A 13614-nucleotide genomic window follows, 5' to 3' on the forward strand; every position below is an offset into this window, starting at 1 on the left:
GCGCCGCGGGCGATCATGAGCGGTCGTCGACCTGCTCGGCCCGGGCAGCGGGGCTGAGCACCCGCTCGAGGTAGTCGGCGGGCGACTCGATCCGAGCACCCAGCGCGACGGTGAGTGCGTACACCGCGCCACCTGCTGCGCCGCTGCCCGGCGCGTAGGGGTCGCCGCCCAGCACGGCGGCGAGACGTGCGAATCCTTCCTCGAGGATCGAGCGGCCGTCCGCCGAGACCCCGGGTGCGCGAGCGGCGACCGCTGCCGCGCCGGCATCGCCGAGGAACGGGCGGGTGGAGCCGGTGACGACCGTGATCACCGGCGGGCGGCGCAGGTCGGTCATGTCGGCGAGCTCGAGCCGAGCGAGCTCCGCACCTCCGGGGCCGAGCGCCTCGCCACCTGAGTCGAGGAGCCGCAGACCGAGGGCGCAGAGAGCGCCCGTGCCGGCGTCGGCCGTACCGGGTGGGCCGACGGCGACGGCGACGCTCGTGCATCCCGCCTCCATCGCGGCCCGCAGGACCTCACCCGCGCCCCGGGTCGTCGTGCGCAGTCGACCGACCGGTGGGAGGTCCTTCGGGTCGGGTTCCGGGGCGGGACGCCCGTCGTCGCAGCGGGTGGCGGGCTCGAGCTCGATGAGCGCGCTGCCGTCAGGAAGCTCGAGCCAGTGCTGCGAGCGGGGCCGACCGTCCGGACCCGTGCACCCGGGGACCTCGTGGAAGACCGCTCCGAGGATGGACCGGGCGACGACGTCGATGATGTCCTCCTCGACGGGGTCGAGGTGGTGGTCGACGACCGCGGGGGCGACGGCAGCGGAAGCCGGGTCGGTCGAGCGAGCTCCGGAAGCGTGACGCATGTGATGGGACTCCTCATCGGGCCGGCAGGTCGGGCGCGGGGGCGCCGGGCTGCCCGGCGCGACGCCGCGGTCGTCTCCTTATCGTCAGCGTAAGCACGGTTGTGAGGATTTGTCCGGCCCGACGGTGGCGAGCATCGGTGAGATGGTCCAGAGTCGGGCGAATCGGGTGGTCCCGGCGGCGGGCCAGGCGTGCGGCTCGCGGCTCAACGCCCCCCGACGAACCCCAGCTGCCGCCAGGCCTCGTAGATGACGATCGACGCGCTCGAGGTGAGATTGAGCGACCGCCGGCTCGGCAGCATGGGGATCCTCACCTCGGCCGTCACGCGCTCGTGCGCGAGGACGGCGTCGTCGAGCCCCGTCGGCTCGGGTCCGAACAGCAGGATGTCCGAGGGGTCGTACGCGATGTCGGTGTACCGCATCGTCGCCCGCGTCGTGAACGCGAAGACCCGCGAGCCCGGCGCGGACGCGAGCATGGCCTCGAGGTCCCGGTGCACGACGACGTGGGCGAGGTCGTGGTAGTCGAGGCCCGCCCTGCGCAGCTTGGGCTCCGAGAGGTCGAAGCCGAGCGGTTCGACGAGGTGCAGGCGGGCGCCCGTCACCGCAGCGAGCCGGATCGCGTTGCCCGTGTTCTGCGGGATGCGCGGCTCGTGGAACACGATCGCGGGGACGGCGTTCTCGTCGGACGGGGCGGTGGTCGGCGGATCGGTGCTGGCCGGATCGGTGCTCACGGGTCCATCCTCTCAGCCCGGCACTCCTCGTCCAGGTGCACGGACGGGTGGCCCGGCAGAGCCGGACCACCCGTGCGCGGCGTGCCGGTCGACGACCGGCACGGGTCAGACCGTCGACAGCTTGCGCTTGTTGAGGATGTCGAGCGCGACAGCCGCCAGGAGCACGAGGCCCTTGATCGTCTGCGTCCACGCTGCGTCCACGCCCATGATCGACAGGCCCATGTTGAGCACGCCCATGATGAGCGCGCCGATGATCGCTCCCGAGACCCGTCCGACACCGCCGGTGACGGCCGCGCCGCCGATGAACGCAGCCGCGATGGCGTCGAGCTCGAAGTTGTTTCCCGCGGTCGCCACGGCAGACCCGGCCCGTGCGGTCGTGACGACCGCTGCGACACCTGCGAGGAGACCCATGTTGACGAAGATCATGAAGTTGACCTTCTTCGTGTTCACCCCCGACAGCTGGGCGGCGTGCAGGTTGCCACCGATGGCGTAGATGTGCCGACCGAACACCGTCTTGTTGAGGATGAACGTGTACAGGACGATGAGCGCGCCGACGATGACGAGGACGATCGGTGTGCCGCCTGCGGAGTTCGCCAGGAGGTAGGTGATGTATGCGATCGCCGCGACCATGACGACGAGCTTGATGACGAAGGCGGGCATGGGTTCCGTCGCGAGGCCGGCCCTGGTGAGCACGACCCGTGCGCGGACCTGGGCGAACACGAGCCCGAGGATGGCGATGAGACCGATGACGACGGTGACGACGTCGAGGTTCCCCATGAAGCCCAGGAAGTTCGGCAGAGACCCCTTCGAGATGTCGTTGAACGCCGAGGGGAAGCCGGAGACCGTGGTGCCGGCGATGACGATCGCGAGACCGCGGAAGATGAGCATCCCCGCGAGGGTGACGATGAACGCCGGTATCCCGACGTACGCGACCCAGAAGCCCTGCCAGCAGCCGACGAGGCCGCCGATGACGATCGCGAGGACGACGACGAGCAGCCAGGGCAGGTCCTGCCTCACCAACAGGTAGCCGATGATCCCACCGATGAAGGCCACGACGGACCCGACCGACAGGTCGATGTGCCCGGCGACGATGACCATGACCATGCCGATGGTGAGGATGAAGACGTAGGCGTTCTGCTGGATGAGGCTAGCGACGTTGTTGGGGATGAGCAGACGGTCGTCGGTGAAGACCTGGAACATGATGACGATGATGACGAGGGCTGCCACCATGCCGTAGTCCCGCAGGTTGCGGCTGAGGTAATCGGTCAAGCCCTTCATGCGTTCGTGCCTTCCTTCTCCATGGTCATGTAGCGCATGAGGCGCTCCTGGCTCGCGTCGGCGCGGGAGACCTCTCCGGTGATCCGCCCCTGGCTCATCGCATAGATGCGGTCACACGTCCCCAGGAGCTCGGGAAGCTCGGAAGAGATGACGAGGACCGCCTTGCCGGAGTCGGCGAGGGTGTTGATGATCTCGTAGATGTCGTGCTTGGCACCGATGTCGATACCGCGGGTGGGCTCGTCGAGGATGAGGACGTCCGGGTCCGTGAAGATCCACTTGCTGAGGACGACCTTCTGCTGGTTGCCGCCCGAGAGCTTCCCCGTGACCGCGTCCACGCTGGGCGTCCGGATGTTCATGCTCGTGCGGAATCCCTCGGCGGTCGCCGTCTCCGTGCTGGAGTCGATGACGTTCCACCGGGCGAGCTTGCCGAGCGCCGACGACGAGATGTTGCGCTTGATGTCGTCGATGAGGTTGAGCCCGTAGCGCTTGCGGTCCTCCGTGGCGTACGCCAGCCCGGCGTCGATGGCCTGGCGGACGGTCTTGAGGGTCACGGGCTTGCCGTCGCGGTAGAGGGTGCCCGTGATGTTCGTTCCGTAGCTGCGGCCGAACACGCTCATCGCGAGCTCGGTGCGCCCGGCGCCCATGAGCCCGGCGAGACCGACGATCTCACCGCGCCGCACGGTGAGGTTGGCGGAGTCGACGACGACGCGGTCGTGGATCGGGTGGTGCACCGTCCAGTTCTCGATCCGCAGGGCCTCCTCGCCGATCTTCGGCGTGTGCGCGGGGAAGCGGTTCTCGAGCGCCCGGCCCACCATCGCTTTGATGATGCGGTCCTCGGACACCCCGCCGGGGGCGTGCATGTCCAGGGTCTCGATGGTGCGGCCGTCGCGGATGATCGTCGTCGAGTCGGCGATGGCAGCGATCTCGTTGAGCTTGTGGGAGATGATGATCGACGTGATCCCCTCCCGCTGGAGGGAACGCATGAGGTCGAGCAGGTGCGCGCTGTCGGAGTCGTTGAGGGCCGCGGTCGGCTCGTCGAGGATGAGGAGCTTGACCTCCTTCGACAACGCCTTCGCGATCTCGACGAGCTGCTGCTTGCCGACGCCGATGTCCATGATCTTGGTGTCGGGGTGCTCCCGGAGGCCGACACGTTCGAGGAGCTTCGCGGCTGCGGAGTTGGTCTCGTTCCAGTCGATGACGCCGTGGCGCGCGCGTTCGTTGCCGAGGAAGATGTTCTCGGCGATCGACAGGTAGGGGCTCAGTGCGAGCTCCTGGTGGATGATGACGATCCCGTGGTTCTCGCTGTCCCGGATCGTCCGGAACTCGCAGGGCTCACCCTCGAAGAGGATCTGGCCGTCGTAGCTGCCGTGGGGGTAGACCCCCGAGAGCACCTTCATGAGTGTCGACTTGCCGGCGCCGTTCTCGCCGCAGATCGCGTGCACCTCGCCGCGGCGGACCTGCAGCGTGACGTCCTGCAGGGCCTTGACCCCCGGGAAGGTCTTCGTGATGTTCTGCATCTCGAGGATGGTGGTGTCCATGGGTGGCCTCATTCTGGCTCCGGGCGGAGCCGGGTGGACGTGGAGCCCGCCGCGTGGGCGGGGCCCCGGAGGGCCCCGCCCACGCGGGTCGGGTGACGGGGGCGCGCGTCAGAGGCCGAGGGTCTCCGCGTCGTAGAAGCCGGAACCGACGAGCTTCTCCTCGACGGTCTCCTTGGTGACGACCTCCGGCGGGAGCAGGTACGTCGGCACGACCTTGTTGCCGTTGTCGTAGGTCTCCTCGTCGTTGACCTCGACGGTCTCGCCGGAGAGCATCTGGTCGATCATCGTGGCGGTCTGGGCGCCCAGCGTGCGGGTGTCCTTCCAGACGGTCATGCTCTGCTTGTCGGCGAGCATGGCGAGCACGTTGGCCTCGTCGGCGTCCTGACCGGTGATGAGGGGCCAGTCCGCCCCCGGCGTGTAGCCGGCCGACTCGAGGGACTGCGCGATGCCGAGCGCGAGCGAGTCGTTCGGGGACAGGACGACGTCGACCTTCTTGTCGCCGTAGAACGAGTTGATACGGGTGTCCATCTCGTCCTGCGCGCCTGCGGACTCCCAGGCGGTGATGCCGATGTCGGTCCAGTCGTCGTTGGTCGCGGGCGCCTTGCCGGACGGGACGACGAGCTTGCCGGAGTCGATGTACGGCTTGAGCACGTCCCACGCGCCGGAGAAGAAGAACTTCGCGTTGTTGTCACCGGGGTCGCCGGCGAAGGGCTCGAGGTTGAACGGCCCGGCAGCGTTCTCGAGGTCGAGCTGCTCGACGATGTACTCGCCCTGGAGCTGGCCGACCTTGTAGTTGTCGAACGTCGCGTAGTAGTCGACGGCGTCGGTGCCGAGGATGAGGCGGTCGTAGGAGATGACCTTGATGTCAGCCTCCGCCGCCGTGTCGAGGGCCGGGCCGAGGGAGGCGGCGTCGATCGCTGCGACGACGAGGACGTCGACGCCCTGGTTGACCATGGTCTCGATCTGGGTGATCTGCTGCTCGACCTTGTTGTCCGCGTACTGCAGGGAGGTCTCGTAGCCGGCTTCGCCGAGAAGCGTCTCGAGCTGTGCTCCGTCGTTGATCCAGCGCTCCAGGCTGCGGGTCGGCATCGCGATCCCGATCATGGTGGTCTCGTCGGCACCGCCGTCGCCGGCGTCGTCGCGCTCGGAGCTGCACGCAGCGAGGCTGAGCATGAGCGCTGCGCCCGTCGCGGCGGCGACGATTCGGGTGTTCCTAGACATCGTTGGCTGTCCTTTCGTCGGTGACGAGGGTCCGGCCGTGGCCGGGGCGGGAACAGGTGTGGGCCACAGGGAGTCCCGGCGCTTCTCTGCGCGGGGCCCGAGGTGTCGCATCCTTGCTCTCACCGACTGGTGCAGCGGTGCACCAGGGTCGTCGTTCGTTCGAAAGTATTCCTCTTCACCCTCTGCGTTCAAGTCTTGAAGATAACGATTGGCTAACGCAGGAGGTGCTCACTTCGCGTCGGCGTAGCTCGCCACGACCGCCACGGTCACGGGGAACTCGACGCCGGTCCGGCCGAACACGAGGCGCCCGGCCTCGGCCGCCGACTCGCGCAGGATCCGCGCGACGTCCGGCGCGAGGTTGACAGGACTGTGCACCATCACCTCGTCGTGCAGGAAGAAGGCGAGGTGCGGGCCGTCGACGAGCCGGGGATCCGTGCCCGGGTCCTCGGGCACGCCGGGCTGGAGCGCGAGCAGGCGTCGGCGGATCGTCGCCATCCAGCACAAGGCCCACTCCGCGGCGGTGCCCTGGACGATGAAGTTCCTCGTGAAACGTCCCCACCCGCGGGCGCGGGCCCGTGCCGCGTCCTCGTCCTCGGCGGTCCTGCCGCCGTCGGGGTCACCGGGCAGGGGCGGTGCCTCGCCAGGACGCGGTGAGCTGCGCCCCAGCCAGGTCGAGACGACCTCGCCGCGTTCCCCGGCGCGTGCGGCGTGCTCGACGAGCCCGAGGGCCCGCGGGTAGGCGCGGGCGAGGCGGGGGAGCATGCGGCCGCTCTCGCCGCGCGTGCCCCCGTACATCGCGCCGAGCATCCCGACCTTGGCCTGCTCCCGGGTCTCGACGGCGCCGGCGTCGACCATCGCCGCGTACATGTCACCTGCCGTGCCGGCTGCCGCCATCGCCGCGTCACCCGACATCGCGGCGAGGATCCGCGGCTCGAGCTGGGCGGCGTCGGCCACGACGAGCGCCCACCCCGGGTCGGCACGGACGGCGTCGCGCACCTGGTGGGGGAGCTGGAGCGCGCCACCCCCGTCGGACGCCCAGCGTCCCGTGACGACACCACCGGGCACGTACGTGGGACGGAACCGCCCGTCGCGCACCCAGGCGTCGAGCCACGCCCACCCGTTGGCCGTCATGAGGCGGGAGAGCTTCTTGTACTCGAGCAGCGGCGCCACGACGGGGTGCTCCAGCGCCTGCAGCTCCCAGGACCGGGTCGAGCGCACGTCGAGGCCGGCGCCCCGCAGGGCGCGCAGGAGATCAGCCGGGGAGTCGGGGTTGACGTCTGCGCCGTCGAGCGCGGCCCGGATCTCCTCGAGGAGCGCCTCGAGACGCACCGGACGGAATCCCGGCGAAGGGCGGGGACCGAGCAGCCCGGACAGGACGCGGTCGTGCTCGCGCGCACTCCACGGCACCCCCGCGAACGTCATCTCGGCAGCGACGAGCGCACCTGCCGACTCCGCAGCGAGCAGGAGGGCGAGGCGGCCCGCCCGGCTGGGCTCCACCCCGCAGACCGCGGCGTGCTGCGCGAGCAGCTCTGCGACCGGGTCCTCGTCAGCGGGCGGGTCGAGGTCGAACAGCAGGCCCGGGGTCCGTGCGCCGCGCGGCGAGTCCCAGCCCGACGCCGGCGCGAGCGCCAGTGCCGATGACGCCGTGATCGTGCTCGAGCGCAGGATCGCGTGGCACAGGCGCAGGTCGACGCAGCGCTCCACCCGCACGCCCGCCTCGAGGAGCGGTGGGTACCACGTCGCCGTGTCTGACCACACCCACCGGGGCCGCTGCCGTTCACGGTCGCGCACGACGCGCGGCAGGTCCTCGTGCGTGACGTGATGCGCCGGGCCGACCGCTGCGGCCGCTCCGTCCCCACCCGCGGACCGGTCCGCCAGGCGCACGTCCGTGAGGTGGACGGTGCCGTCGGGTGCGGCGGAGACGACGACGTGCATGGGCACAGTCTGCCCCCGCGGCGGGAATATCCCCTGGTGAGGTGGAGGTTGTGCAGCACGGCCGACGATGTCCGCGTCCCACGTTCCCCGAGAGAGATGGATGACATGACCACCACGACGACGTCCCGTGGCGCAGAGACCGACGCCCCGATCCTCGACCTCATCGCCGAGCGCTGGAGCCCCCGCTCCTTCGACGCCCACCACGAGCTCTCCGAGGACGACCTCACGACCGTGCTCGAGGCGGCCCGCTGGGCGTCATCCGCCTCGAACAGCCAGCCGTGGACGTTCGTCGTCGGCCTGCGGGGGAGCGAGACCCACCGTCGGATCGCCTCGCACCTGCTCGGGTTCAATGCCGTGTGGGCGGGCAGCGCGAGCGCCCTCGTCGCGATCGCCACCCGGGTCGTCGACGCCGACGGCAAGCCGATGCGCTGGAGCCGGTACGACGCCGGCCAGGCTGGTGCGCACCTCACGCTCCAGGCTCAGGCCCTCGGGCTGCACACCCACACCATGGGCGGCTTCGGCTGGGAGGCCCTCGCGGAGGAGTTCGGTCTGAGCGCCGACCACGACGTGCAGACCGTCATCGCGGTCGGTCGCCTCGCCGACGCGGACCTGCTCCCCGACGCGCTGCGCGAGCGCGAGCAGCTGCCCCGTGAGCGCAAGCCCCTGTCCGAGCTCGTCATCCGCTGATGACGCACGGTCGTCGCCTCCGGCTCGGCGTCCTGCTGCGCCCGGGCGGCTCCGCCGAGGACGGTACGGCCGGGGCCGCGGTCGCGCTCGCGGTGCGCGCCGAGGAGCTCGGCTACGACCTCGTCGTCGTGCAGGACGACCCGGCCGGGAACCTCGACGACGCTGCACCCGCTCCGGACGACGCCTGGACGCTGCTGTCCTGGGTCGCGGCGCGCACGAGCCGGATCGGGCTCGTCGGGGGAGCGCTGCGGACGTCCGAGCGGATGCCGTCGGTGCTCGCCCGCGCGGCCGCGAGCCTCGACCTGCTGGCGGGTGGACGCGTGACGATCGGGCTCGACGCCACCGCGGCTGCGCGACCGGACGTCCCCGGCCGCGAGCCGTCCGGGGCGGAGCAGGTCGGCGCGCTCGCCGACGCCCTGGGCGTCGTGCGTGCGATGTGGGACACGTCCGAGGACGAGGTGGAGCACGACGGGGTCGCCCACCGCGTCGACGGCGCGGCGCCCGGGCCGGTCCCGGCGCACGAGGTCGCCGTCTGGGTGCATGGTGGCGACCGCGCGGCCGTGGAGCTGGCCGGCCGCCTGGCCGACGGGTGGGTCGGGGTGCTGGACACCGTGGGCGATCCTGGCCCGGGAGCGCTCGTCGGTGACCTCGGGGCCCTCGACGCGGCGGCGGCGGCCGCCGGGCGGGAGCCCCTCGAGCTGCGACGGGTGGTCGTGGTCCGGGAGCCGTCGATCGCCGAGCTGGTGACGCTCGTCGTCGAGCACGGCGTCGACACGGTCCTCGTCGAGATCGACGCGGTCGCCGGTGGCGCCGACGCGGTCGAGCGGTTCGCGCGCGACGTCGGGCCCGCGCTCCGGCAAGCCGCCGACCTGGCGTTCCCGCCGGGCACCGGCCCGACCCGGCCCGTGCGTCGCGCCGAGGTGCGCGCGCGGCGGCGCGACGGAATCGACTACGACGTCCCGGCCGCGCTCGCCGACGCGGCGGTGGAACCCGGCGACCCCGGGTACTCGCGCGTGCGCTCGACGTACATGCGTGGCGGGCGCCCCGGCCTCGTGCTGCGCCCCCGCACGGTCGACGAGGTCGTCGAGGCGGTCGCGTTCGCACGCCGCCACACGCACGTGCCGCTCGGCGTGCGCAGCGGCGGGCACGGCATCAGCGGCCGGTCGACGAACGACGGCGGCATCGTCATCGACGTCGGCGCGCTCAGCAGCATCGAGGTGCTCGACGAGGCCACGCGGCTCGTCCGCGTCGGTCCCGGCGCGCGGTGGAAGGACGTCGCCGCAGCGCTGGACCCCTACGGCTGGGCGGTGAGCTCGGGCGACTACGGCGGGGTCGGCGTGGGTGGCCTCGCCACGGCGGGCGGCATCGGGTTCCTGTCCCGGGAGCACGGACTGACGATCGACCACCTGCGCGCCGTCGAGGTCGTCCTCGCCGACGGCTCGCTCGTCCGCGCCAGCGCGACCGAGAACCCTGACCTCTTCTGGGCGGTCCGCGGGGCGGGCGCGAACTTCGGCATCGTCGTCGCGTTCGAGCTCGAGGCCGCGACCGTCGGGGATGTCGGGTGGGCCCAGCTGGCCTTCCAGGTGGCAGACCCCGCGACCTACCTCGTGGAGTTCGGCCGCGTCGCGTCGTCCGCACCGCGGGACACCACCGCGTTCCTCATCATGGGCCGCGCGCAGCCCGGACGCCCCGGCATCGCGCAGGTCATGGCGATGGTCGACTCGGACGACCCGGAGGTCGTCGTCGCACGCCTGCAGCCCTTCGCGGAGATCGCGCCGATGGTCCAGCAACGGGTGGTCATCACGTCGTACGCGTCCGTCATGAGCATGGTCTCCGACGCCCCGCACGCCGGGCGCGGTGAGCCCGTCGCCCGCTCGGGTTTCCTGCGGGAGATCACCCCCGAGGTCGGTGCGGCGAGCGCCCGGCTGCTCGCTGGTGGTGCTGCCCACTGGTACCAGATCCGCACCCTCGGCGGTGCGACGAGCGACGTGCCGCCCGACGCGATGGCCTACGGGCACCGCGACGCGCAGTTCAGCCTCACGGTCATGGGGGCCGACGCCGGGCGGCTCGACCGCGCGCTCGCGCCCCTGCGTGAGCTCTTCGACGGTCTCTACCTCAGCTTCGAGACGGACACGAGCCCGGAGCGGGTGACCGATGCCTTCCCGGGGCCGACGCTCGAGCGGCTGCGTCGGCTCAAGGCGACCTACGACCCGCACGGCCTGTTCCGGGACAACTTCCCTCTCGCACCAGCGGGAGCCGACACGATGGAGACCAGCGCATGAGCGACTACGGGCACGACCTCCTGTTCGGCACCTTCGTCACACCCACCGCGGAGCCGGTGCAGCACGCCGTCGAGCAGGCCGTCGTCGCGGACCGGGCGGGGCTCGACCTCGTGACCTTCCAGGACCACCCGTACGTCGCGACGTTCCACGACACGTGGACGCTGCTCGCCTTCGCGGCGGCACGGACCGAGCACGTGCGGCTGAGCGCCAACGTCCTCAACGTGCCGCTGCGCCAGCCCGCGGTCCTGGCGCGCAGCGCCGCGACACTCGACCGCCTCAGCGGAGGTCGGCTCGAGCTGGGGCTCGGAGCGGGTGCCTTCTGGGACGGGATCGCCGCGATGGGCGGCCGCCGCCTCACGCCGGGGCAGTCCATCTCGGCCCTCGAGGAGGCCGTCGCGATCATCCGTGGCGTCTGGGACGCGGGCCGGCGGGGCGGGCTGACGCTCGACGGCGAGTTCTACCAGGTGAAGGGCGCCAAGCGTGGCCCGGCCCCCGCGCACGACATCGGCATCTGGCTCGGCGCGTACAAGCCGCGGATGCTCGGCCTGACCGGCCGCGTCGCCGACGGGTGGCTCCCGTCGATGCAGTACCTGGCCGGTGGTCTCGCGGACCTCGTGGACATGAACGCCCGGATCGACGACGGTGCACAGGCAGCGGGCCGCGACCCGCGGGCCGTGCGGCGGATGCTCAACGTCGGGGGGTCGTTCGCGTCCTCCGGGAGCGGGTTCCTCCAGGGTCCGCCCCGACAGTGGGCGGAGCAGCTCGCGGACGTCACGCTCACCTACGGGACGAGCGGGTTCATCCTCGCGTCCGACGACGCGGCGACGACGCAGCGGTACGCCGCCGAGGTCGCGCCCGCCGTCCGGGACCTCGTCGCCTCGGCGCGCGCCTGAGCCTGCTCGTCGCCCGCAGGGCGCAGCGGGACGCCGCCGACGGCGGCGCTACAGTTCCGGCATGACCCTCGAGACGCCTCCCGGTCCCGCTCCGTCATCCACCCGGAGGGCGGGTGCGGTCGCGTTCGTCGTCGTCCTCGCTGCCCTGGCGTGGGTCGCGTGGTTCGCGTGGGACACCACGTACGTGATCGACGCGGACGGGAACCAGAGCGGACCGTACGAGGTGTGGCAGGTGGTCGGCGCCGTGATCACGCTGCTCGTCCTCACGGTCGCGGCCACCACCCGCCTGCACACCCTGAGCACCGCGCTGGCGGTGACCGCCGGGTTCACGGCGGCCTTCGCCGTGTCCGGGGCGACGAGCGACGAGTCAGGACTGTGGCTCGTCGGGACGATCCTCGTCGGCGTCGGCCTCCTCATCGGCAGCGCGGTCGTCGCAGGGATCGCGTTGCGTCTGCGCGGCGTCCGCGCCTGACCGACGCACGGGGGCCGCGGACATTTCCGGAACGTTCGACCGCCCGCCGCGCCGCTCCTCGTACTGCGGCGCCGGGGACGACGGACAGCACCGCGTGCTCGGGGATCATCGGTCCAGCACCGTGATCACGCGCCGAGCACCGAGGCGTCCTGGCGTGCGGTCTTCTCCACGTACATGCCCGCGTCGGCGGCTCGCAGCAGATCCTCCGCGGAGCTGTGCCCGCTGTCCGACGCGACACCGATGCTGCCCCCCAGCACCACCTCCGCGGGGCCCACGCGGACGGGCCGCAGGAGCTCGGAACGGATGCGCAGGACGACCTCCTCGGCGGCCGGGCCGGCGACGTCGGAGCAGAGGATCGCGAACTCGTCCCCGCCGAGCCGGGCGACCGTGTCGCACGGCCGGACCGTGGCGGTGAGCCGCTTCGCGACCTCCACGAGGGCGTCATCGCCCACCTGGTGCCCGTAGGTGTCGTTGACCGACTTGAACCCGTCGAGGTCGATGAACAGGACCGCGGACTCGCGCCCCGTGCTGCGCGCTGTCTGGAGCGCCTCCTCGAGGCGCTCGAGGAAGAGGGTCCGGTTGGTGAGGCCGGTGAGCGGGTCGTGGTACGCCATGTGCTCGATCTCGGACTGCAGGAGCCAGCGCTCCGTGACGTCGTGCATGATTCCGAGGAGCCGGTGCGGGCTGCCGTCCGCCGTCGTCGTCCACTCGGCGAGGACGTGCACCCGGCGCATCTCGCCGTCGGGGCGGACGAGGCGGACCTCCTGGTCGAACGTCCCCCGGGTGTCGTAGGCGTGCATGAGGGCCGCGGTGAGCCGGGGCTGGTCGTCCGGGTGGATGAGGTCGATCGACCCACGCACCGTGGGTGCGTACGTCGCAGGGTCCTGTCCCGCCAGGACGAACGTCTGCGACGACCACGTGTGCAGACCCGTCACCGCGTCCCAGTCCCAGCTGCCCATCCCGGCGACCCGCTGGGCCTGCTCGAGGTCGTCCCGAGCCAGAGCGGCCTCGCGTCGCGCGTCGCGCTCGCGCTCGCGCTCGAGAGACTCCTCGCTCGCCCGCCACAGGACGAGGCACGCGATGCTCTCGGCGAGGATGAACCCGCCGTGGATGAGTGCCGACGTCCACGGCGACGTCCCGTGACCGTGGTGGCCGTACACCTGCGCCGGGAAAAGCGTGCCGAGGACCGCGTGGTGCAGCACGACGAACGTGACAGCGATGAGGTAGGGCCACCACGCCTGGTAGAGCGCGACGATCGCCACCATGACGAAGAAGTGGAAGTGCGCCTCGATCGTCCCGTCGAAGAAGTGGACGAGGGAGGCCGAGCTCGCCATGAGACCGAGCGTCGCGACGGACGAGCGGGTGTCCCGGCTCCACGCCGGGACCGAGGCGCCCAGGGCGAGCACGGCGAGGATCAGGCCGGCGACGACGACATCCCGGACGGAGTAGCCGCGCACCAGGCCGATGAGGGGGATGACGACGGCATGGACCGCGAGGAGGATGCGGATCGCGCGGTGCCGCGTGGACCAGCGCTCCTCGCTCAGGTCCTCACCGCTCGGGAGCGCAGCACGCAGGTGCGTCCGGGGTGACGGTCGTCGCGGCGGCGCGGGCGCGCGCGGCGCGACAGCTGTGGGCATGCGGTGGGGACCCCTCGGTGTGAGGCTCCGATCGTAGCCGCGGGTCGGGTCACCAGCCCGCGGAACCTCCGAGCCCCCGGAACGCTCACCCCGCGGCCG

The 13614-nt window shown here is 71.6% G+C and carries 11 protein-coding genes; 4 read left to right on the forward strand and 7 right to left on the reverse strand.

What is annotated here, in order from left to right; all coding sequences use genetic code 11:
- Positions 1 to 13: 13 nt before the first annotated feature.
- The 6 genes from AC2AXK_RS11665 to AC2AXK_RS11690 all read right to left on the reverse strand — a co-directional run bounded on the left by AC2AXK_RS11665 (position 14) and on the right by AC2AXK_RS11690 (position 7544).
- Positions 14 to 844 carry a glycerate kinase gene (locus AC2AXK_RS11665; protein ID WP_484345549.1) on the reverse strand — a complete coding sequence of 277 codons (831 nt, stop codon included), beginning with the start codon at positions 842 to 844 and terminating at the stop codon, positions 14 to 16.
- A 203-nt stretch (positions 845 to 1047) separates the two neighbouring features.
- Positions 1048 to 1503, reverse strand: a complete 456-nt coding sequence (locus AC2AXK_RS11670) for a tRNA (cytidine(34)-2'-O)-methyltransferase (protein ID WP_484345747.1) — start codon at positions 1501 to 1503, stop codon at positions 1048 to 1050.
- Between the two features lie 174 nt (positions 1504 to 1677).
- Entirely contained in the window at positions 1678 to 2850 is a 1173-nt protein-coding gene (gene mmsB / locus AC2AXK_RS11675; protein ID WP_484345550.1) for a multiple monosaccharide ABC transporter permease, read from the reverse strand.
- Entirely contained in the window at positions 2847 to 4388 is a 1542-nt protein-coding gene (gene mmsA, locus AC2AXK_RS11680; protein WP_484345551.1) for a multiple monosaccharide ABC transporter ATP-binding protein, read from the reverse strand. The genes mmsB and mmsA overlap by 4 nt, the downstream gene beginning before the upstream one ends.
- Before the next feature lie 108 nt (positions 4389 to 4496).
- Complete coding sequence (chvE, locus tag AC2AXK_RS11685; RefSeq protein ID WP_484345552.1) at positions 4497 to 5609, reverse strand: multiple monosaccharide ABC transporter substrate-binding protein; 1113 nt, start codon at positions 5607 to 5609, stop codon at positions 4497 to 4499.
- 228 nt (positions 5610 to 5837) lie between these two features.
- Entirely contained in the window at positions 5838 to 7544 is a 1707-nt protein-coding gene (locus tag AC2AXK_RS11690) for a bifunctional 3'-5' exonuclease/DNA polymerase (RefSeq protein WP_484345553.1), read from the reverse strand.
- Between the two features lie 105 nt (positions 7545 to 7649).
- Between AC2AXK_RS11690 and AC2AXK_RS11695 the strand changes: the two genes are divergently transcribed.
- From AC2AXK_RS11695 to AC2AXK_RS11710, 4 genes are all read left to right on the forward strand, one after another.
- Entirely contained in the window at positions 7650 to 8231 is a 582-nt protein-coding gene (locus AC2AXK_RS11695) for a nitroreductase family protein (RefSeq protein ID WP_484345554.1), read from the forward strand.
- Positions 8231 to 10513, forward strand: coding sequence for an LLM class flavin-dependent oxidoreductase (locus AC2AXK_RS11700; protein WP_484345555.1), 2283 nt, complete (start codon positions 8231 to 8233; stop codon positions 10511 to 10513). Before AC2AXK_RS11695 ends, AC2AXK_RS11700 begins: the two co-directional genes overlap by 1 nt.
- Positions 10510 to 11406 (forward strand): LLM class flavin-dependent oxidoreductase, encoded by an 897-nt coding sequence (locus tag AC2AXK_RS11705; RefSeq protein ID WP_484345556.1) that lies wholly within the window; start codon positions 10510 to 10512, stop codon positions 11404 to 11406. The genes AC2AXK_RS11700 and AC2AXK_RS11705 overlap by 4 nt, the downstream gene beginning before the upstream one ends.
- A gap of 61 nt (positions 11407 to 11467) precedes the next feature.
- Complete coding sequence (locus AC2AXK_RS11710) at positions 11468 to 11878, forward strand: hypothetical protein (protein ID WP_484345557.1); 411 nt, start codon at positions 11468 to 11470, stop codon at positions 11876 to 11878.
- Positions 11879 to 12003: 125 nt separating this feature from the next.
- On the opposite strand, the gene AC2AXK_RS11715 is transcribed toward AC2AXK_RS11710, so the two are convergent.
- The gene (locus AC2AXK_RS11715) at positions 12004 to 13515 is read right to left on the reverse strand and encodes a diguanylate cyclase domain-containing protein (protein ID WP_484345558.1); all 1512 of its coding nucleotides are present in this window, start codon (positions 13513 to 13515) and stop codon (positions 12004 to 12006) included.
- Positions 13516 to 13614 lie beyond the last annotated feature (99 nt).

The sequence above is a fragment of the Sanguibacter sp. Z6_81 genome, assembly GCF_057180625.1.

Bases quoted from the DNA above. Each gene is read 5' to 3' on its own strand.
- AC2AXK_RS11665 (WP_484345549.1), bottom strand. From the start codon at position 844: ATGCGTCACGCTTCCGGAGCTCGCTCGACCGACCCGGCTTCCGCTGCC.
- mmsB (WP_484345550.1), bottom strand. From the start codon at position 2,850: ATGAAGGGCTTGACCGATTACCTCAGCCGCAACCTGCGGGACTACGGC.
- mmsA (WP_484345551.1), bottom strand. From the start codon at position 4,388: ATGGACACCACCATCCTCGAGATGCAGAACATCACGAAGACCTTCCCG.
- chvE (WP_484345552.1), bottom strand. From the start codon at position 5,609: ATGTCTAGGAACACCCGAATCGTCGCCGCCGCGACGGGCGCAGCGCTC.
- AC2AXK_RS11690 (WP_484345553.1), bottom strand. From the start codon at position 7,544: ATGCACGTCGTCGTCTCCGCCGCACCCGACGGCACCGTCCACCTCACG.
- AC2AXK_RS11695 (WP_484345554.1), top strand. From the start codon at position 7,650: ATGACCACCACGACGACGTCCCGTGGCGCAGAGACCGACGCCCCGATC.
- AC2AXK_RS11700 (WP_484345555.1), top strand. From the start codon at position 8,231: ATGACGCACGGTCGTCGCCTCCGGCTCGGCGTCCTGCTGCGCCCGGGC.
- AC2AXK_RS11705 (WP_484345556.1), top strand. From the start codon at position 10,510: ATGAGCGACTACGGGCACGACCTCCTGTTCGGCACCTTCGTCACACCC.
- AC2AXK_RS11710 (WP_484345557.1), top strand. From the start codon at position 11,468: ATGACCCTCGAGACGCCTCCCGGTCCCGCTCCGTCATCCACCCGGAGG.
- AC2AXK_RS11715 (WP_484345558.1), bottom strand. From the start codon at position 13,515: ATGCCCACAGCTGTCGCGCCGCGCGCGCCCGCGCCGCCGCGACGACCG.